We start from the raw sequence: 23,732 nt of genomic DNA, 5'->3' as shown, positions 1-23,732 counted from the left end.
GGGCAGCCGGTAGAAATGGATGTCTGGCTGGGCCCAATAAAAAGGGCGCCTAAGCGCCCTTTTACCGTGCCGGAATCCGTCGAGGGTTAGTCGATGCTACGCAGCAGGGCGTTAATCCCGACTTTCGCGCGGGTCTTGGCATCGACCTTCTTGACGATGACGGCACAGTAGAGGCTGTACTTGCCGCACTTGGACGGCAGGTTGCCGGAGACCACCACGGAGCCGGCCGGTACGCGACCATAGTGGATTTCACCGGTTTCGCGATCGTAGATGCGGGTGGATTGGCCGATATAGACACCCATGGAAATCACTGAGCCTTCTTCCACTATGACACCTTCCACCACTTCGGAACGGGCACCGATGAAGCAGTTGTCCTCGATGATGGTGGGGTTGGCCTGCAAGGGTTCCAGCACACCACCGATCCCGACGCCACCGGACAGGTGAACGTTGGCACCGATCTGGGCACAAGAGCCGACGGTGGCCCAGGTATCGACCATGGTGCCTTCACCGACGCGCGCACCGATGTTGACGTAAGAGGGCATCAGTACCGCATTGGGGGCGATAAAGGCACCTTTGCGCACGGTCGCCGGCGGGGCGACACGGATGGCTTCCTGCTTGAAACGCTCGGGAGTGTAATCGGCGAACTTCAGGGGTACCTTGTCATAGTACTGGGTGCCGGGGGCGGCAATGGCCTGGTTTTCATTGATCCGGAAATAGAGCAGCACCGCTTTTTTCAGCCACTGGTGAACCACCCATTCACCGGCGATCTTCTCGGCAACACGGGCGGTACCCGCGTCCAGCAACTCAATGGTTTGCAGAATCGCGGCCCGGGTCACTGCATCTACAGTGGTGGGGGTGATGGCGTCACGACGCTCAAAAGCGTCCTCGATGATGCGTTGTAACTCGGTCATTTTTGTCTCCCTTCCAAAAAATGGTTCTCTTTTTATCACACATCCGTCGTCGGATTTAGCTGCGTGACTAATTTTTCTTCCAGCTGCTGTCGGTCGTTGTCATCCAGCGGACTGCCATCGAGGCGACTCAGGCTGAAGAAGTCTTCGACTCGCTCGCCTATGGTGGTGATCTTGGCCGAGTGCACCGCCAGCTGGCAGGACTGGAATACGGCACCTATCTTGGCCAGCAGACCCGGTCTGTCCAGGGTGATGAGCTCGATCAGGCTGTGTTTCTTGTCACCCTTGCTGGGCAGGAAATTGACGCAGGTCGGCACCTGAAATTGGCGATGGCGGCGTGACGGCGCCTTGTGGCGGGGCAGGGCCTGCTCCGGATGACGCAACAGTTGCTCCAGGGTCTGACGCACCAGGGCCAGCCGCTCGGCGTCCACCTGCTCACCGTTGGGCTCCAGCACCACGAAGGTGTCCATGACGAAGTCGTTTTTCGAGATCATGATCTGGGCATCGTGGATGTCCAGGTTCTTGTGATCCAGCACCGAGGCCACCAGGGCAAACAGGTTGGGCATGTCCCGGCAATAGAGGAACAGCTCGGTGCCGCCACGGGTCTTGTGGTGACCAAACAGCACCAGGGGCTCTTCACTGTCACCGTGGCGCAGTATGTGCTGGGTGTGCCAGGCGATCTGCTCGGGCGTCATGCGCAGGAAATAATCGGCCTTGAACTGCTGCCACAGCAAGGCTGCGGCCGCCTCCGGAATGCCTTGCTGTTGCAACAGCTGCAGGGCGGCGCTCTGGTTGTCGCGGATGCGCAGCCGCAAGTCGGGCGGATTCTCCAGCCCCAGACGCAAGGCCTTGAGGCTGGCGAAGTAGAGCTCCTTGAGCAGGGTGCCCTTCCAGTCGTTCCAGAGGGTGTCGTTGGTGGCACAGATATCCGCCACCGTCAGGCAATAGAGGTAGGCCAGATGCTGCTCATCCCGCACCTTCTGGGCAAATTCGGTGACCACATCCGGGTCGTAGATATCCCGGCGCTGCGCCGTGACCGACAGCAGCAGGTGATGGCGTACCAGCCAGGCCACCAGGCGGCTGTCGGAACGATCCAGGCCATGCAGCTGACAAAAATAGAGGGCGTCACCGGCCCCCAGCTCGGAGTGATCACCGCCACGGCCCTTGGCGATATCGTGAAACAGGGCTGCCAGATAGAGCAGTTCCGGCTTGGCCAGGCGACTGTGTACCTCGCGGAACAGGGGTTGTTCCTTGGGATTGTCCGGCCGGGTGAAGCGGTTGATGTTCACCAGCAGACGCTGGGTGTGTTCGTCCACCGTGTAGGCATGGAACATGTCGAACTGCATCTGGCCGACGATCTGGCCCCACTGGGGCAGGTAGGCGGCCAGCACCCCGTGCCGGTGCATCAGGGTCATGGGCAGGCCGATGCCGTTGGGGTGGCGCAGTATGGCCATAAACAGCTGGCGACACTCCGGCAGCTCCTGCAGGGCGATGACCTGGCTGCGGCGCGCCTCCCGCAGATGCCGTAGGCAGCCGGCATAGATGCCGGTGACCTGGGGGTGCTCGGCCACCTGGTAGAACAGCTCCAGGATGCTGGCCGGATCCCGGGCAAACAGGGTGGGATCCCGCACGTCGATCAGCTTGCCGCGCAGCAGAAATTTCTCATTCAGGGCACAGACCTGAGGCTCATCGTTGCCCAGGATGGCCTGATCGAATAGCTGCAACAACATGTCGTTGAGCTCCGCCACCCGGCGCACCGTCTGGTAGAAGCGCTTCATCATCTGCTCCACCGGGGCATTGCCGTCGCCGGGATAGCCCAACTCCTTGGCCACCAGCCGTTGGCGATCAAACAGCAGCCGGTTGTCGTTCTTGCCGATGACCAGATGCAAGGCGAAGCGGATGCGCCAGAGAAACTCCTGACAATCCTTGAGCTCCAGGTATTCCGCCTGGTTGAGGAAGCCAAAGCTGGTCATCTCGTAGAGGGTGGTGGCGCCCAGCTGGCGCCTGGCTACCCAGGCCAGGGTCTGAATATCCCGCAGACCACCGGGGTTGTGCTTGATGTCCGGCTCCAGCAGGTAGGCGGTGTCCTTGAACTGCTGGTAGCGCAGGGCTTGTTCTTCCCGCTTGGCCCGGAAGAAGGCATCACTGGGCCAGAACTTGCGGGGCAGGGTGGCGGCTTGCAGCTCCTTGAAGGTGGCCTGGCTGCCGGTGAGCAGACGGGCCTCCAGCAGGTTGGTGGCGATGGTAATGTCTTCCTTGCCCTGGCGCACGCACTCCTTGACGCTGCGCACCGCATGGCCCACCTCCAGTCGCAGATCCCACAGCTGGGTCAGAAACTGGCTCACCGTCTCGCCGGTGGCCGGATCCAGGCTCTTCTTGCTGAGGATCAGGATGTCGATGTCGGAGTGGGGATGCAGCTCACCACGGCCATAACCGCCGACGGCCACCAGGGCCAAGTGCGGATGCTGATGCAGGCCGAAGCGCTCCCACAGGCGGCACAACAGCTGGTCGGTGAACAGGGTGCGGGCACTCACCAGCTCCATCACATTGTCACCGGCGGCGAAGCGGCTGCTCAGCCAGGTGTGAAATTGTTGCAGGTATTGTTTGCACAGGGGCAGGGTGAGTTGGTCGTCCGGTAACAGGCTCGGAGCCAGCTGACTGGGTAGCATGAGGTCCCTCTCAAGACAAAAAGGCGCCCGCAGGCGCCTTGAGATTATCCGGCAATGATGTGGCGTTCGAGTTGCTCGTCGGATCTCAGGGTCAACACCTCGCAGCCGGTGTCGGTCACCAGCAGGGTGTGCTCGTACTGGGCCGAGGGCTGGCGGTCGGCGGTGGTGACGGTCCAGCCATCCTTGCGATCCACCTTGCAGCGGTAGGTACCGGCATTGATCATGGGCTCTATGGTGAAGCACATGCCAGCCTGCAGGGTCAGCTTGTGGCTGTTGCGGTAATGCAGCACCTGGGGCTCCTCATGGAAGCCCTTGCCGATGCCGTGGCCGCAGTAATCGCGCACCACGGAGAAGCCGGCGGCTTCGGCCATCGGCTGGATCACGGCACCGATCTCGGTGAGGCAGGCGCCGGCTTTCACCTTGCGGATGGCGGCGTACAGACTCTGCTGGGCGATGTCGCACAGCTTACGGTTGCGCGGACTGGCCTGGCCCACGATGAACATGGCCGAGGTATCGCCATGATAGCCATCCTTGATGACGGTGATGTCCAGGTTGATGATGTCGCCGTCCCGCAGCTTCTTATGGTTGGGAATGCCATGACAGACCACCTCGTTGATGGAGGTGCAGATGGACTTGGGGAAGCCGTGGTAGTTGAGAGGGGCCGGAATGGCCTGCTGCACAGTGACAATATGTTCGTGACACAGACGGTCGAGTTCGGCCGTGGTAACGCCAGGCTGGATGTGGGGCGCGATCATCTCCAGCACCTCGGCCGCCAGGCGACCGGCCACACGCATTTTTTCAATCTCTTCCGGGGTTTTCAATATCACTGACATGGGTTGCAACAGCTCCGAACCGGCGACGGCAGGCGCCATCGCAAAGGGTGTGTCTAAATGAGAGAGTCTATCGTTTAACCGACACAAGTTCCAGAATCACAGCGCCGGCCCGCCGACTGCGTGGGGTGGTGGCATCTGACATGGTTTTTATGGTATAAAGCGCGCCGAGTCGTCAATGTCACGACTTAAACCATCTTTTATCAACAACACACACACATCGAGACCTGCTCCGGGGTGCCTGTTTAGGGTCGGAGTGACGGGATGTGTGGAGGCCTAACCCCAATACAGAGGTTTAAAATGGCAAAAGTTTCTATGCGCGACATGCTGCAAGCCGGTGTTCACTTCGGTCACCAGACCCGTTTCTGGAACCCGAAGATGAAGCCCTTCATCTTTGGCGCTCGCAACAACGTTCACATCATCAACCTGGAAAAGACCGTTCCCATGTTTGATGATGCCCTGAACTTCCTGAGCAGCACCGCTGCCAAGAAGGGCAAGATCCTGTTTGTGGGCACCAAGCGCGCCGCCTCTGAAGCTGTCAAGGAAGCCGCTGCTTCCTGCGATCAGTTCTATGTTAACCACCGCTGGCTGGGCGGTATGCTGACCAACTGGAAGACCGTTCGTCAGTCTATCAAGCGTCTGAAGGATCTGGAAACCCAGGCCCAAGACGGTACCTTCGAAAAGCTGACCAAGAAGGAAGCGCTGATGCGTTCCCGTGAAATGGACAAGCTGGAGAAGAGCCTGGGCGGTATCAAGGACATGGGCGGCCTGCCGGACGTGCTGTTCGTGATCGACGCCGACCACGAGCACATCGCCATCAAGGAAGCCAACAACCTGGGTATCCCGGTTGTGTCCATCGTTGATACCAACTCCAACCCGGATGGCGTTGACTACATCATCCCGGGTAACGACGACGCCATCCGTGCCGTTCAGCTCTACCTGGCTGCTGCTGCCGATGCCGTCAACGCAGCTCGCGAACTGGACATCGTTGCTCAAGCCGAACAAGACGGCTTCGTAGAAAGCAACTAATAAGGACCCCCAACACCCTTGGGTGTTGCCCTTATTAACCACAGTCGTAATGGTTGGCAGGGGCCCTTAAAGGCCCCTGTTTTTTAAACAAATTCACTCAGACCGAGGATAGAGGACATGGCAAACATTACCGCCGCTCTGGTTAAGGAACTGCGCGAACGTACCGGCGCGGGCATGATGGATTGCAAAAAGGCGCTGACCGAAGCCGATGGTGACATCGAACTGGCCATCGAGAACATGCGTAAGTCCGGTCAGGCCAAGGCGGCCAAGAAGGCTGGTCGTATCGCTGCCGAAGGCGTGATTGTGGCCCGCTCCGCTGGCAACGTCGCCGTCCTGATCGAACTGAACTGCGAAACCGACTTCGTAGCCAAGGACGCCAGCTTCCGCGCCTTCGGTGACAAGGTGGCTGACATCGCCCTGGCCGGCAAGATTGCCGACGTAGAAGTGCTGAAGGAAACTGACTTCGGCGCTGGCGAGTCCGTACAAGTGACCCTGAACAACCTGATCGCCAAGATCGGTGAAAACATGAACCTGCGTCGCGTCACCCTGGTGGAAGGCGAGACTCTGGGTACCTACATCCACGGCGGCCGTATCGGCGTTGTTACCAGCCTGAAGGCGGGCAACGAAGAGCTGGCCAAGGATCTGGCCATGCACGTGGCTGCCAACAGCCCGCAGTTCGTCAAGCCGGAAGATGTGTCCGAAGAAGTGGTTGCCAAGGAGCGCGAAATCCAAGTGGAAATCGCCATCAACTCCGGCAAGCCCAAGGACATCGCCGAGAAGATGGTTGAAGGCCGCATGAAGAAGTTCACCGGCGAAATCTCCTTGACCGGCCAGCCGTTCGTCAAGGATCCTTCCATTCTGGTGGCTGACCTGCTGAAGAAGGAAGGCGCCGACGTGGTGACCTTCGTACGCTTCGAAGTGGGTGAAGGCATCGAGAAGGAAGAGACCGACTTCGCTGCCGAAGTTCAGGCTCAAATCGCTGCCATGAAGGGCTAATCGCCCGGACCGTCAAGCCAGTTTCAGACCGCGACACCTGTCGCGGTCTTTCTATGACCAGGAATAAGAAGATGAGTACCAATCCCAAAGCTGCTTATAGACGCATTCTGTTGAAACTCAGTGGTGAGGCCCTGCAGGGCGATGAAGGCTTCGGTATCGATCCCGCGGTGCTTGATCGCATGGCGCAGGAAATCAAGGAGCTGGTCGAGCTGGGCGTGGAAGTGGGCCTGGTGATTGGCGGCGGCAACCTGTTCCGTGGTGCTGGCCTGGCGAAGGCGGGCATGAACCGCGTAGTGGGTGACCACATGGGCATGCTGGCCACCGTGATGAACGGCCTGGCCATGCGGGACGCCCTGCATCGTGCTTATGTGAACGCCCGTTTGATGTCGGCCATCAGTCTGCAGGGGATCTGTAACTCCTACAACTGGGCCGAAGGCATCAGCCAGCTGCGTGCCGGCAAGGTGGTGATCTTCGCCGCCGGCACGGGCAACCCCTTCTTTACCACCGACTCCGCCGCCTGCCTGCGGGGCATCGAAATCGAAGCCGATTGCGTGCTGAAGGCCACCAAGGTGGACGGTGTCTACTCTGCCGACCCGGTGCAACACCCGGACGCGCAGCTGTTCAGCGAGCTGGATTACAGCGACGTGCTGGACAAGGAACTCAAGGTGATGGATCTGGCGGCCTTTACCCTGGCCCGGGATCACAACCTGCCGATCCGCGTGTTCAACATGAACAAGCCCGGCGCCCTGCGTCGAGTCATCATGGGTGAGCCGGAAGGTACCCTGATCCACCACAAAAAAAGCTAACTCGGCTGTCGTCGAGGCGGCTGGTCGGGCTAGAATAGGCGCGATTGGCCAAGCCAGAGAAAAAGGATAACGACCGTGATCAATGAAATTAAGAGCGATGCCAAAGATCGCATGAACAAGAGCGTGGATTCACTCAAGTCCCAGCTGTCCAAGATCCGGACCGGTCGCGCCCAGCCGGCGCTGCTGGATGGCATTCAGGTGGAATATTACGGCTCCGCCACCCCGCTGCGTCAGGTGGCCAACGTCACCGCCGAAGATGCCCGTACCCTGGCCGTCACCGTGTTCGATCGCAGCCTGATCCAGGCCGTTGAGAAGGCCATCATGACCTCCGATCTGGGCCTGAACCCCAGCTCTGCCGGCACCACCATCCGCGTGCCCTTGCCTCCCCTGACCGAAGAGCGCCGCAAGGATCTGATCAAGCTGGTGCGCGGTGAGGCCGAACAGGGTCGTGTGGCGGTGCGCAACGTGCGCCGCGATTGCAACAACGATCTCAAGGCCCTGCTCAAGGACAAGGAAATCACCGAGGACGACGATCGTCGTGCCCAGGAAGAGATCCAGAAATTGACCGACGGCTTCATCAAGACCATTGATGATATGCTGGCGGCCAAGGAAAAAGAGCTGATGGAAATCTGATTGTTACATCAGTTATAGTACGGGCGCCCATGGGTCTATCTCTGGGTGCCCGTTTGTTTTTTGGCCCGCTGTCGATTGGAGAGAGAGCATGTCGTTACCCACCTCCCTGCATGAACTGGCCCAGGCCTGCTTTCCCAAGCATGTGGCCATCATCATGGACGGGAACGGTCGTTGGGCTCAGCAGCGCGGTAAGTTGCGGGTCGCCGGACACAAGGCCGGGGTGCTGGCGGTGCGCCAGAGCGTCTCCGTCGCCAACCGACTGGGTCTGGAATCCCTGACCCTGTTTGCCTTCTCCAGTGAGAACTGGCGCCGTCCGGCGGATGAGGTGAGTGCCCTGATGGAGCTCTTCATCCATGTGCTGGGCCGCGAGGTGCGCAAGCTGCACAGCAATAACATCCGTCTGCGGGTGATCGGCGATCGCAGCCGGTTTAATGCCCGCCTGCAGAAGAAGATTGCCGAAGCCGAAGCCCTGACCGCCAACAATACCGGCCTCATTCTCAATATCGCAGCCAACTATGGCGGCCGCTGGGATATCGCTCAGGCGGCCCAGCAGTTGGCGCAGCAGGTGGCAGATGGTCAGCTGGCGGTCGCCGATGTGGATGAAACCCGTCTTGGCCAGGCCCTCTGTCTGGCGGATCAGTCACCGGTGGATCTGCTGATCCGCACCGGCGGGGATCACCGCATCAGCAATTTCCTGCTGTGGCAGTGTGCCTATGCCGAACTCTATTTTACCCCTACTCTCTGGCCCGATTTCGACGAGGCCGCCTTCACCGAGGCCGTGGCCTCCTTTGCCGGTCGTGAACGACGTTTTGGCTGTACTGGCGAGCAGATCCGCACTCTGCTGGCCGAGTCCGCCACCTGAACCTGCCTCTTGAGGACGCCTGTTTGAGACAACGCATTATCACCGCCCTGGTTCTGGTTATTCTGGTTTTGGGCTGGATCTTCTGGTTGCCTGAACCCTTTTTCCTGGGTGGCGCCGTACTGATTTATCTGATGGCCAGCCGGGAATGGGCCCGCTTTACCCCTGGGTATCCTCGCTGGCTGATCCCGCTCTGTTATGGTCTCTTGCTGGCCGGCTCCTTGTTTGTGCTGGCGCCCTTGAGCCAGGCCCAGCGGCAGGCCAATCCCTGGCTGTGGCTGATCTTGAGTCTCGGCGGCCTGTGGTGGCTGCTCGCCCTGTTTATGGTATTGCGTTATCCCGCCGCCACCCGATGGTGGCGTGGCAAAAATGGCGTCAAGGGCCTGTTCGGTGTCCTGACGCTGCTGCCTTTCTTCTGGGCCCTGGTGCTGCTGCGCGGCGCGGCGCCCGGCTGGCAGGGTGGGCTCATCCTGCTGTTTGTCATGGCTCTGGTGTGGTGTGCCGACAGCGGCGCCTATTTTGTCGGTCGCCAATGGGGGCGGCATAAGATGCTGCCGCGGGTCAGCCCCAACAAGACCCTCGAAGGCCTGCTGGGTGGCCTCATCATCGCCGGCGCCCTGGCGGTGGTGGTGCCCTTGTGGGCAGGGTTCCCCCTGGTGCAGGCGCTGGGCATACTGTTGTGCTCCCTGCTGGCCATGCTGGCCTCCGTGCTGGGGGATCTGAGCGAGAGTCTGTTCAAACGCGAGGTGGGGATCAAGGACTCAGGCACCCTGCTGCCGGGTCATGGCGGTGTCCTGGATCGGGTTGACAGTCTCACCGCCGCCCTGCCCATCTTTGTTTTGTGTTACCTGCTGATTAATTAAGGTCTGCTGCATGCAACGCGTTACCGTGCTTGGCTCCACAGGCTCCATCGGTCGGAGCACCCTGGACATCATCCGTCGTCATCGGCAGACCTTTGCTGTCACCGCCCTGGCCGCTCACCGTGATGTGACGGCCATGCTGGCGGACTGTCTGGAGTTTGAACCTCGCTATGCGGTGATGGCCGATGAGGCGGCGGCGCAGCAGCTGCGTGAAGCGCTGGCCAGTCACCAGAGCCTGACCGAGGTGCTCAGCGGTGCCGAGGCGCTGTGTGAGGTGGCCAGGCTGGCCGAGGTGGATCAGGTGATGGCCGCCATCGTGGGGGCCGCCGGCCTGTTGCCGGCGCTGGCCGCCGTCAAGGCGGGCAAGACGGTGCTGTTGGCCAACAAGGAGGCCCTGGTGATGTCCGGGGCCTTGTTTATGGAGGCGGCCCGTGACTCAGGGGCGCGTATCCTGCCGGTGGACAGCGAACACAATGCCATCTTCCAGTGCCTGCCGCAGAGCGTGCAGCAACAGCTGGGCTTTTGCGACTTGGCCGCCGCCGGGGTACACAAGATCTTGCTGACCGGCTCCGGTGGCCCCTTCCGCTATACCCCGGTGGAGCAGCTGGCGGCGGTGACGCCGGAACAGGCGGTGGCCCATCCCAACTGGTCCATGGGCCGCAAGATTTCGGTGGACTCCGCCACCATGATGAATAAAGGCCTGGAGTACATAGAGGCCCGTTGGCTGTTCAACGCCCAACCCGAGCAGATGCAGGTGGTGATCCACCCCCAATCGGTGATCCACTCCATGGTGCAGTACAAGGACGGTTCCGTGCTGGCCCAGATGGGGCAGCCGGACATGCGCACCCCCATCGCCTATGTCATGAGCTATCCGGCGCGTATCGCCTCCGGCGTGGGGCCGCTGGATTTTTGCAGCCTGGGTGAGTTGACCTTCCTGGCACCGGATTATCAGCGGTATCCTGGGCTGCAGTTGGCCATGGAAGCCTGTTGGGCGGGGCAGGGGGCCACCACGGCCCTGAACGCCGCCAATGAGATGGCGGTGGCCTCCTTCCTGGCCGGGCAGATCGGTTTTACCACTATCCACACCATCAATGCCGGTGTGGTGGAGCGGCTGGCTGGATCGCCTGCCGATGACTTGACGGCCATCCTCGGGCTGGATGACGAGGCTCGGCGTTTAGCGCTGCAATTGATCCAGGAGCGTATATGACAGCTGTCTTGTGGAATCTGGCCTCCTTTGTGGTGGCCCTGGCCATCCTGATCGCCGTTCACGAATGGGGCCACTTTTATGTGGCGCGCCTGTGTGGCGTCCGGGTGCTGCGGTTCTCCTTGGGGTTTGGTCGCGTGCTGTGGAGCCGCACCGATAAGTACGGCACCGAGTTCTCCCTCTCCCTGATCCCCCTGGGCGGCTACGTCAAGATGCTGGATGGCCGAGTGGCTCCCCTGGCGCCCGGTGACGAGGCGGCGGCCTTCGATCACAAATCGGTCGCCAAGCGGTTTGCCATCGTGGCCGCCGGCCCCCTTGCCAATTTCGGGTTTGCCCTGTTTGCCTTCTGGCTGATGTTCCTCATCGGTGTGCCGGCGGTGCACCCCGTGGTGGAGGCGGTAGCGCCCCAATCCATCGCCGCCCAGGCGGGTCTGCAACCCCAGATGGAAATTCTGCAGGTGGATGGTCGGCCGACAGCGGACTGGGAGTCGGTGGCCTATGGTCTGGTGCGCCGGATTGGCGATCACGAGACCGTCCTCACGGTGCGCACTCCCCAGGGCGATGAACAGACGGTGACCCTGCCGCTGGATAACTGGCAGTTCGACCCGGAAAAAGAGTCGCCCATCCTCAGCCTGGGCATAGCGCCGTTGGGCCCCAAGCTGACCCTGACCCTGGCACAGGTGGTGCCGGGCAGTCCGGGTGAACAAGCCGGCCTGCAGGCCGGGGATACCCTGTTGACCCTGGATGGCCAGCCCATCACCGACTGGGTATTTTTGGTGAACCGGGTGCAAGACTCGCCTGATACCCCCCTGACCCTGACCTTCCGACGTGATGGCCAGGAGCAACAGACGGTGCTGACGCCGGTGCTGAAGGAGGAGGGGAAGCGGATGTTTGGTTTTGCCGGCCTGGCGCCCAGCGTGGAGCCGGTGCCGGAGCAGTACCGGTTTGAGTTGCGCTATGGCCCCTTCAAGGCGGTGGCTGAGGCGCTGGATAAGACCGGCAACATGATCAGCCTCACAGTGGCGATGCTGGGTAAATTGCTAACTGGCATCCTCTCCCTAGATAATCTCAGCGGTCCGATCTCGATTGCCAAAGGTGCGGGGAGCAGTGCCGAATTCGGTCTGGTATACTTCCTCGGCTTTTTGGCCCTGGTCAGTGTGAATCTCGGGATTATCAATCTGTTCCCGCTCCCCATCCTGGATGGGGGTCACCTGCTGTTCTATCTGGTGGAGGCCGTCACCGGCCGACCCGTTCCTGAGAAATTTCAGGAGTATGCATTCAAGTTCGGCGCAGCCATCCTGGTCTGTTTGATGGCGATTGCCCTGTTTAATGATTTTGCTCGCCTCTAAAAGGCTCAGAATAAGGACAAAAGAGAACAACATGGCTGTAAGAAAAGCGCTGGCCGCCTCTTGCCTGCTGGGCGTCAGTCTAATGGCACCCTGTGCCCATGGGGCTTCTTCCTCCTTTGTCGTGAAAGATATTCGCGTTGAAGGTCTGCAACGGGTCACCCTGGGGGCGGCTCTGCTTAACTTGCCCATTCGGGTGGGTGATGAACTGGATGCGGCGGCCCAGGCCAACGCCATCAAGAAGCTTTATGCCACGGGTAACTTTGAAGATATCCAGTTGATGCGGGATGGCGACGCCCTGGTGGTACAGGTGCGGGAACGCCCCACCATCAGCAGCATCGAATTCGCCGGCAACAAGGACATCAAAGAAGAGCAGCTGCAACAATCGCTGGACTCTTCTGGCGTCCGGGTGGGTGAGGCGCTGGACAGAACCGTGTTGCGCACCCTGGAACAGGGACTGGAAGACTTCTATTACGGCGTGGGCAAGTACTCCGCCAAGATACAGGCAGTGGTGACCCCCTTGCCCCGCAACCGGGTGGCGTTGAAGTTCAACTTCATCGAAGGGGTGTCGGCCAAGATCCAACAGATCAACTTCGTCGGTAACAAGGTGTTTAGCGAAGAGCGCCTGCTGGCCCAGATGTCGCTGCGGGACGAAAAGCCCTGGTGGAATTTCATCGCCGATCAGAAGTACCAGAAGCAGAAGCTGGCCGGGGATCTGGAAGCCTTGCGCTCCTATTATATGGACCGGGGTTACCTGCGTTTTCGGGTGGATAGCACCCAGGTGGCCATGACCCCGGACAAGAAGGGCATCTACATCACCCTGAACCTCAAGGAAGGCGAACAGTACAAGATCAGCGCGGTCAAGCTGCGCGGCGATCTCATTGGTCGCGAGTCCGAGCTCAAGGCCCTGGTGCCGCTGCAGGTGGGCGAGCTGTATTCGGCCGCCGATGTGGCCCATACCGAAGAGAGTCTGTCCAAGTTCCTCGGCCGCTTCGGTTATGCCTATCCCCAGGTGCATACCTATCCGGTGATCAACGACGAGACTCACGAGGTGGAGCTCAACATCAACGTGGAGCCGGGTGCCCGTATCCATGTGCGCCGTATCAACATCAGCGGTAACCAGGTGACCCGTGACGAGGTGGTGCGCCGCGAGATGCGCCAGATGGAAGGATCCTGGTTCTCTAACGAGAAGGTGGAGAGTTCCAAAAGCCGCCTGAACCGATTGGGCTTCTTCGAGACGGTAGAGGTGCAGCCCCAGCGTATCCCTGGCCATCAGGATCAGGTGGACTTGGACGTTAAGGTCAAGGAGCAGCCGGTGGGCTCCATCTCCGGTGGGGTGGGTTACGGTACGGAGTCCGGTGTCAGCTTCCAGTTTGGTCTGCAGCAGGACAACTTCCTGGGCACCGGCAACAAGGTGGCGTTCAATTTCAACATGAACGACTACAGCAAGACCTATGATGTCAGCTATACCGACCCCTATTTCACCATGGATGGCGTCAGCCTGGGCGGCCGGGCCTACTACACCAAGTTTGAGGCCGGCAATGCCAACCTGGTGGACTATAACAACGAAACCCTGGGGGTGAGTGCCACCTTCGGTTACCCGATCAACGAAAATAACCGGCTGGAGTACGGTCTGGGCTTTGAGAACAACAAGCTGTCCCAACTGAAGGCCTATGCCCAGATCCGCAAGTTCTGGAGTCTGTATTCCGGTGAAACCGACTCCCAGGGGCGGGTGGTGTTTAACAACATTAACTTCACCAGCAGCTGGACCCGCAACTACCTGAACAAGGGGATGTTCCCCACCGCAGGTAACCGCCAGCAGTTTACCGGTAAGGTGACGATACCGGGCTCGGATCTGCAGTTCTACAAGCTCAGTTTCGATAACAGCAACTACTTGCCGTTGGATCAGGATCACCAGTGGGTGATTGCCGGTCGCTTCCGCATGGCCTATGGCAATGGGTATGGTTCCGTCGACGGCTATAGCCAGGTGTTGCCCTTCTTCGAGAACTACTATGCCGGTGGCAGTGAGTGGCTGCGTGGCTTCCAGAGCAACACGGTGGGCCCCAAGGCCATCTACCTGGTGAACGATCAGGGGCAGTCCGGCACCATAGGCACGGATCAGGCCGTGGGTGGTAATGCTCAGGCGGTGGCGTCCCTCGAGTTTATCGTGCCCACCCCCTTCGCGCCGGAGTCCTACCGTAATCAGCTCAGAACCTCGGTGTTCTTTGATATCGGTTCGGTATGGGACACCACCTTCGACCCGGCCACCTACGCTCAGTGCGTCTCTGGCTGTGACAAGTTTTACGATTATTCCGATCCCAGCCTCTACCGGGCCTCGACCGGCGTAGCGTTACAATGGCTCTCTCCCATGGGGCCGTTGGTTTTCTCGTTTGCTTATCCTCTGAAGAAGCAACCGGGAGACAAGACCGAAGTGTTTAGTTTCAACATTGGCCGCACCTTCTGATGCGATTTAAGCAAGGAGTCGTAAGTGAATAAGATGTTTCGTGTTGCCGGCCTGGGGCTGGCGCTGATGGGCCTGGGTTTCTCTTCTGCCGCCATGGCTGAGAAGATTGCCGTGGTGAACGTACCGCGAGTCATGTCTGAGCTGCCGCAGATGAAGGTCATCGAAGCCAAGCTCAAGAAGGAGTTCGAAGGTCGGGTGCGTGAGATGCAGCGTCTGGAGAGCGATGGTCAGGCCATGGCTGCCAAGCTCAAGAAGGACGAGTCCTTCATGAGTGCCGATGAGCGCACCAAGATGCAGCGCAAGTTGGCCGAGATGCAGTCCGACTACAATCTCAAGGGTCAGGCTCTGCAGGAAGATCAACAGCGTCGCTATGGTGAAGAGCAGCAACAGGTGCTGACCAAGGTGCGTACCGCCGTGGATGGCATTGCCAAGGCGCAGGGTTACGATCTGGTGCTGAATGGTCAGGCGGTCATCTTCGCCAGTCCGAAGGTGGATATCTCTCAGCAAGTGATCGATCAAGTTAGCAAAGGCAAGTAATTCATGAGCATGACCCTTGGAGAACTGGCACAGCAGCTGGGTGCCGAGCTGCATGGTGATCCGCAGGTCGTTATTCAGCGGATTGCCAACCTGGAAACCGCCCAGGAGGGGAGCATCTCCTTCCTCACCTCGGCCAAATACCGGGACTTCCTGCAGCAGACCAAGGCGTCTGCCGTGTTGCTCAAGGCCGCCGATCTGCCCTTGTGCCAGACCAATGCCCTGGTGTTGGCTGATCCTTACGTGGGCTTTGCCCGGGTGGCTCAGTTGCTGGACACCACGCCGGCACAAGCCACCGGAGGTATCCATCCCTCGGCCCAGGTCGCGCCGGATGCCCAGCTGGCCGCCAATGTGGTGCTGGGGGCCAATGTGGTGGTGGAGTCGGGTGCCGTGCTGGCCGAAGGTGTGGTGGTGGGTCCCGGCTGTTTCATCGGCCGGGACAGCCGCCTGGGCAAGGGCACCCGCCTGTGGGCCAACGTCACCGTCTACCATGATGTCTGGCTGGGGGAGGCGTGTCTTGTCCAGTCCGGGACAGTGCTGGGGGCCGATGGCTTTGGCTATGCCAACGAGCGTGGTGAGTGGATCAAGATCCCGCAGCTGGGTGGCGTGCGCATTGGTAACCGGGTGGAAATCGGTGCCAACACCTGCATCGACCGGGGGGCTATCGACCATACCTGCATTGCCGACAATGTCATCATCGACAACCTGTGCCAGATCGCCCACAACGTGGAGATAGGGTATGGCACGGCGATTGCTGGCAGTACTACCATCGCTGGTAGCGTGGAGATCGGCAAATACTGTATTATTGGTGGCGCTTCCGTCCTCAACGGTCACATTAGCATCTGTGATCAGGCCACCATCACCGGAATGGCCATGGTCATGCGTTCCATCAGCGAGCCTGGGATCTACTCCTCCGGCGTGCCCGCCCAGCCCAACAAGCAGTGGCGCAAGATGGCCGCCCGGCTCCTGCATGTGGAGGATCTCCACGCCCGCCTCAGCCGGTTGGAAAAGCAGCTGGTGGACCCAGAACAAAAGTAAAAAGGAACCTGGTTTGAGCAACGAACTTAATCAGCTGGATATTCAACAGATCCTGGAATTGCTGCCCCACCGCTACCCTTTCCTGCTGGTGGACCGTGTGGTCAGCTATGAGATTTCCGATGAGCGCAAGGTGTTGCGCGGCATCAAGAATGTCTCTTTCAACGAGCCGTTTTTTCAGGGCCACTTTCCCCAGAAACCGGTGCTGCCCGGGGTCCTGATCCTGGAAGCCATGGCCCAGGCCACCGGCATCCTGGCCTTCCGCATGGTGGGCAAGCCGGGTCCTAACGAGCTGTACTATTTTGCCTCCATCGACAATGCCCGTTTCCGGCGTCCCGTGGTACCGGGCGACCAGCTGGTGCTGGATGTGGAGTTTTTGAAGGAGCGTCGTGGCATCGCCAAGTTTACCGGCGTTGCTACCGTGGATGGCGAGATTGTCTGTACCGCCGAACTGATGTGTGCCAAACGCGAGAGCTGATACGTGATCGATGCCAGTGCCGTGATTCATGAAACCGCCATCGTCCATCCCGATGCCAAGATTGGCCCTGGGGTGGAGATAGGCCCCTGGAGCCATATCGGGGCCGAAGTGGAGATCGGGGAGGGGACCTGGATAGGTTCCCACGTGGTGATCAAGGGCCCGACCAAGCTGGGTCGGCGCAACAAGATCTATCAATTCTGCTCCATCGGCGAGGATTGCCAGGACAAGAAGTACAAGGGTGAGCGCACCTTCCTGGAAGTGGGGGATGACAACGTCATCCGTGAGCACTGCACCTTCCATCGCGGTACCGTGCAGGATCAGGCCCTCACCAAGGTGGGCAGCCGCAACCTCTTCATGGTCAACGTTCATGTGGCCCACGACTGCGTGATCGGCGATGACTGTATCTTCGCCAACAACGCCACCCTGGCCGGCCACGTCACCGTGGGTGACTGGGTGATCTTCGGCGGCTTGTCCGCCATTCACCAGTTTGGTCGTGTCGGCTCTCATGCCTTCGTCGCCGGCATGGCCGCCCTGAACAAGGACGTGCCGCCCTACGTGATGGCCGCCGGTCACTATGCCAAGCCCTTCGGCGTGAACAGCGAAGGCCTCAAGCGTCGCGGTTTTACCCCCGAGGCCATTTCGGCGGTGAAGAAGGCCTACAAGCTGCTTTACCGTCAGGGGCTGACGGTGGAAGAAGCCATGGCCGAGCTGACGGCGCTGGCTGCTGAAGAGGCCGCGGTGCAACCGCTGGTGGACTTCCTCAAGCAGAACGAGCGCGGCATCGTTCGCTGATCATGGCCGCGTCTCGCCCTCTGCGTATCGCCATTGTCGCCGGAGAAGTCTCCGGCGATATTCTTGCTGCCGGTCTGATGCAGGCCCTGCGCAGCCGCCACCCCCAGATTGAATTTGTCGGTATTGCCGGCCCGCGCATGCAGGCCCTGGGCATCGACAGCCTGTTCGACATGGAAGAGCTGGCGGTGATGGGCCTTGTCGAGGTGCTGGGTCGCCTGCCGCGTCTGTTGCAGGTGCGCCGCCAGCTGATCCGGGCGCTGAAGGCCAACCCGCCGGATCTCTATATCGGTGTGGATGCCCCGGACTTCAACCTGGGGGTGGAGCGCGTACTCAAAGACGCCGGCATCAAGACGGTGCATTACGTCAGTCCCTCGGTATGGGCCTGGCGCCAATCCCGCATTCACAAGATCAAGGCGGCCACGGATCTGGTGCTGGCCTTCCTGCCATTTGAGAAGGCCTTCTACGACCAGCATCAGGCGCCCTGCCGCTTTGTCGGTCATACCCTGGCCGATGCCATCCCCCTGGTGAGTGATCGGGTTGCGGCCTGTCAGGCCCTGGGCCTGAGCCCGCAGGGCCGCTATCTGGCGGTGCTGCCGGGCAGCCGGCAGGCGGAGGTGGGCATGCTGGGTCAGGTGTTTCTGCAGGCCTGCGCCCTGCTGCATGGGCGCTTCCCCGAGCTGACCTTTATCGTGCCCCTGGTCAACGACCGGCGCCGCGCCCAGTTCGAAGCCATGTTGCAGGCATTCCCTCACTTGCCGGTGCAGCTGTTCGACGGGCAGGCCCGGGAGGTGATGGCGGCCAGCGAGGCCATCTTGCTGGCCTCCGGCACCGCCACTCTGGAAGCCATGCTGGTCAAGCGCCCCATGGTAGTGGGTTACAAGGTGAAGCCGCTGACCTACTGGCTGGCGCAGAAGCTCGTCAAGATCCGCACCTTCTCGCTGCCCAATCTGCTGGCCGGTCGTCACATAGTGCCGGAGCTCATTCAGGACGACTGCACCCCCGAGGCCATCGCCGCGGCATTGGCCCAGCGGCTGGTCGGCGACAATCGTCAGCTGCTGGATGAATTCACCCGGCTGCATCAGCTTATCCGCTGTGATGCCGACAGCCAGGCCGCCCAGGCGGTGCTGGAACTGCTGGAGGTGGCATGAGCTTTAACTATCCCTGGGATCCGGCCCTGCTGCGGGTGGCCGGCGTGGACGAAGTGGGCCGCGGCCCCCTGGTGGGGGACGTGGTGACTGCCGCCGTCATTCTTGATGCGGCTCGGCCCATCACAGGCCTGGCGGACTCCAAGAAGCTCTCGGAGAAGAAGCGGCTGGCGCTGTATGACGAGATCCGGGACAAGGCCCGGGCCTTTGCCATCGGCCGCTGCTCGCCCGCCGAGATCGACGAGTTCAACATCCTCAAGGCCACCCTGCTGGCCATGCAGCGGGCGGTGGCGGCCCTGCCCATCGCCGCCCAGGCGGTGCTGGTGGACGGCAATCGCAGCCCGGACTTCGGTGTGCCCTCCCTGGCGGTGGTCAAGGGCGATGGTCTGGTGGCCGAGATCAGTGCCGCCTCCATCCTGGCCAAGGTGACCCGGGATGCCGAGATGGACGCGCTGGATGCCCGCTTCCCCCAATACGGGTTTGCCCAGCACAAGGGCTACCCCACCGCCCTGCACCTGGAGCGCCTCGCCCAGTTCGGGGTGACCGAGTTCCATCGTCGTAGCTTCAGACCCGTGCGCCTGGCGTTGGGCCTGGCCTGAACACTGGAGGGAGCCCCACCATGGCGGAACCACGCTTCATTCACCTGCGGGTGCATTCCGACTTTTCCATGATCGATGGCCTGCAGAAGGTCAAACCCCTGGTGGCCCGCGCCGCCGAGTTTGGCATGCCGGCCATGGCCCTGACGGATCAGATGAACCAGTGCGGCCTGGTGCGCTTCTACGGTGAGGCTCATGGCAAGGGCATGAAGCCCATCGTCGGCGCCGATCTCTGGTTGCAGAGCCCAGAGCTGGGGGACGAACTCTACCGCCTCACCGCCCTGGCCATGGACAACGACGGCCAGCAGAACCTGGTGCAACTCATCTCCCGCGCCTACCTGCGCGGCCATGTGCAGGGCCGTCCCGTGGTGGACAAGGCCTGGCTGGCGGAGCTCTCCGCCGGCCTCATTCTGCTGTCTGGCGGCCGCGAGGGGGACGTGGGGCGCTTCCTGCTCAAGGGCAATCAGGCCATGGTGGCCCAGACCCTGGGCTTCTATCAGCAGCACTTTGCCGACCGTTACTATCTGGAGCTGATCCGCACCGGGCGCACCGACGAGGAGAGCTACCTGCACATGGCGGTGAAGCTGGCCGGCGAGCAGGGCATCCCAGTGGTGGCCACCAACGAGGTGGTGTTCCGTGACGAGTCGGACTTCGAGGCCCACGAGATCCGGGTGGCCATCCACGATGGCTACACCCTGGACGATGCCCGCCGGCCCAAACGCTACAGCCGCCAGCAATACCTGCGCAGCGTTGATGAGATGGTCGCGCTGTTTGCCGACTTGCCCGAGGCCCTGGCCAACACGGTGGAGATCGCCAAGCGCTGCAACGTCACGGTACGTCTGGGGGAATACTTCCTGCCCAACTTCCCCACCGGCGACATGACCACCGAAGACTTTTTGGTGATGAAGTCCAAGGAGGGGCTGGAGGAGCGCCTCGAATTCCTGTTCCCGGATCCAGCGGTACGGGCCCAGCGCCGCACGGAATATGACGAGCGGCTGGACGTGGAGCTCAAGGTGATCAACCAGATGGGCTTCCCCGGCTACTTCCTCATCGTGATGGAGTTTATCCAGTGGTCCAAGGATAACGGCATCCCGGTGGGGCCGGGCCGTGGCTCGGGGGCGGGCTCCTTGGTGGCCTATGCCCTCAAGATCACCGACCTGGACCCGCTTGAATTCGACCTGCTGTTCGAACGCTTCCTGAACCCGGAGCGGGTCTCCATGCCTGACTTCGACGTGGACTTCTGCATGGATCGCCGGGACAAGGTGATCGAGCACGTGGCGGACATGTACGGTCGGGAGGCGGTGTCCCAGATCATCACCTTCGGTACCATGGCGGCCAAGGCGGCCATCCGTGATGTGGGCCGGGTGCTGGGGCATCCCTATGGCTTCGTGGATCGCATCTCCAAGCTGGTGCCGCCGGATCCGGGCATGACCCTGGAGAAGGCCTTCGAGGCCGAGCCCAAGCTGCCGGAGATCTACAACCAGGATGAGGAGGTCAAGGCCCTCATCGACATGGCCCGCCAGCTGGAAGGGGTGACCCGCAACGCCGGCAAGCACGCCGGTGGCGTGGTCATAGCCCCCACCAAGATCACCGACTTCGCCCCCCTGTATTGCGACGGCGAAGGCAAGAACCCGGTGACCCAGTTCGACAAGAACGACGTGGAATACGCGGGCCTGGTGAAGTTCGACTTCCTGGGGCTGCGCACCCTCACCATCATCGAGTGGGCCCTGGGGATGATCAACCCGCGGCTGGCGCAAGAAGGCAAGCCGCCGGTGGACATTGCCGCCATCCCGCTGGATGACCCCACCTCCTTCAAGAGCCTGCTGGGCTGCGAAACCACGGCTGTGTTCCAGCTGGAATCCCGCGGCATGAAGGATCTGATCAAGCGCCTCAAGCCCGACTGCTTCGAAGACATGATCGCCCTGGTGGCCCTGTTCCGGCCGGGCCCCTTGCAATCGGGCATGGTGGATAACTTCATCGACCGTAAGCACGGCAAGGAAGCCATCTCCTACCCGGATGCCACCTGGCAGCACGAGAGCCTCAAGCCCATCCTGGAGCCCACCTACGGCATCATCCTCTATCAGGAGCAGGTGATGCAGATCGCCCAGACCCTGGCGGGTTATACGCTGGGGGGCGCCGACATGTTGCGTCGCGCCATGGGTAAGAAGAAGCCCGAGGAGATGGCCAAGCAACGGGCCGGCTTCGAGGAAGGGGCGGTGAAGAACGGCGTCGACGGCGAGCTGGCGATGAAGATCTTCGACCTGGTGGAGAAGTTCGCCGGTTACGGCTTCAACAAGTCCCACTCCGCCGCCTATGCCCTGGTCTCCTACCAGACCCTGTGGCTCAAGACCCATTACCCGGCCGAATTCATGGCGGCGGTGATGACGGCGGACATGGACAACACCGACAAGATAGTGACCCTGGTGGATGAGTGTCAGCGCATGGGGCTCACCATCATACCGCCGGATGTGAACACGGGGCGCTACCGCTTCACCGTCAACGAGCAGGGCCACATCGTCTACGGCATCGGCGCCGTCAAGGGGGTGGGGGAAGGCCCCATCGAGGCGATTCTCGAGGCGCGGGACGCCGGCGGCCCCTTCCGGGATCTGTTCGACTTCTGCAACCGGGTGGACATCAAGCGCCTGAACAAGCGGGTGATGGAGAAGCTGATCCTGGCCGGCGCCCTGGATCGCCTGGGGCCCCACAGAGCCGCCCTGATGGCATCGCTGCCGGAGGCCATGAAGGCCGCCGAGCAGAAGGCCAAGGATCAGGCGCTGGGGCAGAACGATTTGTTTGGCGATCTGTTCGCCGACGACGCCGTGGTGCCGCCGCCGGTATTCGCCCAGGTGCCCGAGTGGCCGGACAAGGTCTGGCTGGATGGCGAGCGGGAGACGCTGGGCCTTTACCTCACGGGTCACCCCATCAACCAATACCAGGCGGAGCTCAGGCACTACACCTCGGCGCGCCTGTGCGATCTGCACCCCACGGAGCGGGACAAGATCACCACGGCGGCGGGACTCGTGATCGCCACCCGGGTCATGGTGACCAAGCGGGGGACCCGCATGGGGATCATGACCCTGGACGATCGTTCCGGCCGCCTGGATGTCACCCTGTTCTCCGAGGCGCTGGAGCGTTTCGAACCCTTGCTGGAAAAGGACCGGATTCTGGTGGTCAGCGGACAGGTCGGCTTTGACGACTTCTCCGGTGGCCTTAAAATGTCGGCCCGTGATGTCATGGATATTGCCGAGGCCCGGGCCAGACATGCCCGGCAACTGCGGCTGCAACTGGATAACAATCAGATCGACGGCCGTTTTTTCCAACGTTTTATGGAAATAATGGAGCCACACCGTGCCGGGGTCTGCCCGGTTCAGGTATGCTATCGCAAACCGGGCGTCCAGGCGCAATTGGCCTTGGGCACCCAGTGGCGGGTGACGCCGACCGATCAACTACTGGACGACCTGCGGAGCTTGCTGGGCAAGTCCGCGGTCGAGCTCTTGTTTTAAGTAGCGATTTCGGAATTGACTATGAATCTGAATTACCTTGAGTTTGAACAGCCTATCGCCGAGCTGGTGGCACAGATCGACGAGCTCAAGCATGTGAGCAGCGGCGTGGGCCGCAACGTGGATCTCTCCGAAGAGATAGCGCGGCTGGAGAAGAAAAACGAGGAGCTGACTCGTAAGCTGTTCAGCGATCTGGGTGCCTGGCAGATTTCCCAATTGGCCCGCCATCCCCTGCGTCCCTATACCCAGGATTACATCGATCGCCTGTTCACCGAATTCGACGAGCTGGCGGGCGACCGTGCCTATGCCGACGACAAGGCCATCGTCGGCGGGGTGGCCCGTTTCGACGATGAGCCCGTGATGGTCATTGGCCAGCAGAAGGGGCGGGACACTCAGGAGAAGATCAAGCGCAACTTCGGCATGCCGCGGCCCGAAGGCTACCGCAAGGCCCTGCGGCTGATGGAGATGGCCGAGCGCTTCAAGATGCCCATCATCACCTTCATCGACACCCCGGGCGCCTACCCTGGCGTGGGGGCCGAGGAGCGTGGTCAGTCCGAAGCCATCGCCCGCAATCTCAAGGTGATGTCCGGCCTCAAGGTGCCGGTGATCTGCACCGTGATCGGCGAGGGCGGCTCCGGCGGTGCCCTGGCCATCGGCGTGGGGGACAGGGTCAACATGCTGCAGTACTCCACCTACTCGGTGATCTCCCCGGAAGGCTGTGCCAGCATACTGTGGAAGAGCGCCGACAAGGCCTCCCTGGCCGCCGAGGCCATGGGCATCACGGCCCAACGCTTGAAAGAATTGGGGCTCATCGACAACATCATTCCCGAGCCCCTGGGCGGCGCCCACCGCAACTTGGACGAGATGGTGGCGCACCTCAAGACCCGCCTGCTGGCGGACTTGTCCGAGCTGCGGCTGCTGACCGCTGAGGAGCTGATCTCCAAGCGCTATCAGCGTCTGATGGGTTATGGCTACTGCTAAGTCTGCTCAGCCGCAACAGGCCGTCCCTCGGGGCGGCCTTTTTGTCTGGGTCTTTCACTAAGGAGCT

General features: G+C 61.1%; 20 protein-coding genes. 17 read left to right on the top strand and 3 right to left on the bottom strand.

Annotated elements, in window-relative coordinates; translation table 11 throughout:
* Positions 1 to 86: 86 nt before the first annotated feature.
* Genes dapD through map form a run of 3 tightly spaced genes read right to left on the bottom strand, consistent with a single transcriptional unit; the run spans position 87 to position 4,410 of the window.
* Entirely contained in the window at positions 87 to 911 is an 825-nt protein-coding gene (gene dapD, locus ABD847_RS06690; RefSeq protein WP_345011254.1) for a 2,3,4,5-tetrahydropyridine-2,6-dicarboxylate N-succinyltransferase, read from the bottom strand.
* A 35-nt stretch (positions 912 to 946) separates the two neighbouring features.
* Positions 947 to 3,577, bottom strand: a complete 2,631-nt coding sequence (gene glnD / locus ABD847_RS06685; protein ID WP_345011252.1) for a bifunctional uridylyltransferase/uridylyl-removing protein GlnD — start codon at positions 3,575 to 3,577, stop codon at positions 947 to 949.
* Between the two features lie 44 nt (positions 3,578 to 3,621).
* Complete coding sequence (gene map / locus ABD847_RS06680; RefSeq protein WP_345011250.1) at positions 3,622 to 4,410, bottom strand: type I methionyl aminopeptidase; 789 nt, start codon at positions 4,408 to 4,410, stop codon at positions 3,622 to 3,624.
* 297 nt (positions 4,411 to 4,707) lie between these two features.
* Between map and rpsB the strand changes: the two genes are divergently transcribed.
* The 17 genes from rpsB to accA all read left to right on the top strand — a co-directional run bounded on the left by rpsB (position 4,708) and on the right by accA (position 23,665).
* Positions 4,708 to 5,436, top strand: a complete 729-nt coding sequence (gene rpsB, locus ABD847_RS06675; RefSeq protein ID WP_345011248.1) for a 30S ribosomal protein S2 — start codon at positions 4,708 to 4,710, stop codon at positions 5,434 to 5,436.
* 117 nt (positions 5,437 to 5,553) lie between these two features.
* Positions 5,554 to 6,432 carry a translation elongation factor Ts gene (gene tsf / locus ABD847_RS06670; RefSeq protein ID WP_345011246.1) on the top strand — a complete coding sequence of 293 codons (879 nt, stop codon included), beginning with the start codon at positions 5,554 to 5,556 and terminating at the stop codon, positions 6,430 to 6,432.
* 71 nt (positions 6,433 to 6,503) lie between these two features.
* Positions 6,504 to 7,238: a UMP kinase gene (gene pyrH / locus ABD847_RS06665; RefSeq protein ID WP_345011244.1), complete on the top strand. Its 735-nt coding sequence runs from the start codon at positions 6,504 to 6,506 to the stop codon at positions 7,236 to 7,238.
* Between the two features lie 75 nt (positions 7,239 to 7,313).
* Positions 7,314 to 7,871, top strand: coding sequence for a ribosome recycling factor (frr, locus tag ABD847_RS06660; RefSeq protein ID WP_345011242.1), 558 nt, complete (start codon positions 7,314 to 7,316; stop codon positions 7,869 to 7,871).
* An 88-nt stretch (positions 7,872 to 7,959) separates the two neighbouring features.
* A complete protein-coding gene (gene uppS / locus ABD847_RS06655) occupies positions 7,960 to 8,733 on the top strand; it encodes a polyprenyl diphosphate synthase (RefSeq protein ID WP_345011240.1) in 774 nt (257 codons plus the stop codon).
* 23 nt (positions 8,734 to 8,756) lie between these two features.
* Entirely contained in the window at positions 8,757 to 9,593 is an 837-nt protein-coding gene (locus ABD847_RS06650) for a phosphatidate cytidylyltransferase (protein WP_345011238.1), read from the top strand.
* Between the two features lie 10 nt (positions 9,594 to 9,603).
* Positions 9,604 to 10,797 carry a 1-deoxy-D-xylulose-5-phosphate reductoisomerase gene (gene ispC / locus ABD847_RS06645; RefSeq protein WP_345011236.1) on the top strand — a complete coding sequence of 398 codons (1,194 nt, stop codon included), beginning with the start codon at positions 9,604 to 9,606 and terminating at the stop codon, positions 10,795 to 10,797.
* The gene (rseP, locus tag ABD847_RS06640) at positions 10,794 to 12,143 is read left to right on the top strand and encodes a sigma E protease regulator RseP (RefSeq protein WP_345011234.1); all 1,350 of its coding nucleotides are present in this window, start codon (positions 10,794 to 10,796) and stop codon (positions 12,141 to 12,143) included. Before ispC ends, rseP begins: the two co-directional genes overlap by 4 nt.
* A gap of 31 nt (positions 12,144 to 12,174) precedes the next feature.
* Positions 12,175 to 14,604 (top strand): outer membrane protein assembly factor BamA, encoded by a 2,430-nt coding sequence (gene bamA / locus ABD847_RS06635; RefSeq protein ID WP_345011232.1) that lies wholly within the window; start codon positions 12,175 to 12,177, stop codon positions 14,602 to 14,604.
* 33 nt (positions 14,605 to 14,637) lie between these two features.
* Positions 14,638 to 15,141 (top strand): OmpH/Skp family outer membrane protein, encoded by a 504-nt coding sequence (locus tag ABD847_RS06630; protein ID WP_345011471.1) that lies wholly within the window; start codon positions 14,638 to 14,640, stop codon positions 15,139 to 15,141.
* Between the two features lie 3 nt (positions 15,142 to 15,144).
* Complete coding sequence (gene lpxD, locus ABD847_RS06625; RefSeq protein ID WP_345011230.1) at positions 15,145 to 16,176, top strand: UDP-3-O-(3-hydroxymyristoyl)glucosamine N-acyltransferase; 1,032 nt, start codon at positions 15,145 to 15,147, stop codon at positions 16,174 to 16,176.
* A 13-nt stretch (positions 16,177 to 16,189) separates the two neighbouring features.
* Positions 16,190 to 16,651: a 3-hydroxyacyl-ACP dehydratase FabZ gene (gene fabZ, locus ABD847_RS06620; RefSeq protein ID WP_345011228.1), complete on the top strand. Its 462-nt coding sequence runs from the start codon at positions 16,190 to 16,192 to the stop codon at positions 16,649 to 16,651.
* 3 nt (positions 16,652 to 16,654) lie between these two features.
* Positions 16,655 to 17,443, top strand: coding sequence for an acyl-ACP--UDP-N-acetylglucosamine O-acyltransferase (gene lpxA, locus ABD847_RS06615; RefSeq protein ID WP_345011226.1), 789 nt, complete (start codon positions 16,655 to 16,657; stop codon positions 17,441 to 17,443).
* A 2-nt stretch (positions 17,444 to 17,445) separates the two neighbouring features.
* Positions 17,446 to 18,591 (top strand): lipid-A-disaccharide synthase, encoded by a 1,146-nt coding sequence (gene lpxB, locus ABD847_RS06610; RefSeq protein WP_345011224.1) that lies wholly within the window; start codon positions 17,446 to 17,448, stop codon positions 18,589 to 18,591.
* Positions 18,588 to 19,187, top strand: coding sequence for a ribonuclease HII (rnhB, locus tag ABD847_RS06605; protein WP_345011222.1), 600 nt, complete (start codon positions 18,588 to 18,590; stop codon positions 19,185 to 19,187). Before lpxB ends, rnhB begins: the two co-directional genes overlap by 4 nt.
* A 20-nt stretch (positions 19,188 to 19,207) precedes the next feature.
* Entirely contained in the window at positions 19,208 to 22,687 is a 3,480-nt protein-coding gene (dnaE, locus tag ABD847_RS06600) for a DNA polymerase III subunit alpha (RefSeq protein ID WP_345011220.1), read from the top strand.
* 21 nt (positions 22,688 to 22,708) lie between these two features.
* The gene (gene accA / locus ABD847_RS06595) at positions 22,709 to 23,665 is read left to right on the top strand and encodes an acetyl-CoA carboxylase carboxyl transferase subunit alpha (RefSeq protein WP_345011218.1); all 957 of its coding nucleotides are present in this window, start codon (positions 22,709 to 22,711) and stop codon (positions 23,663 to 23,665) included.
* The last annotated feature ends 67 nt before the right edge of the window (positions 23,666 to 23,732 follow it).

The sequence above is a fragment of the Pseudaeromonas paramecii genome, assembly GCF_039540575.1.
GTDB classification, from domain to species: domain Bacteria; phylum Pseudomonadota; class Gammaproteobacteria; order Enterobacterales; family Aeromonadaceae; genus Pseudaeromonas; species Pseudaeromonas paramecii.
Note: the sequence above shows the minus strand (reverse complement) of the source record. Positions and strands in the feature narration are given on the sequence as shown.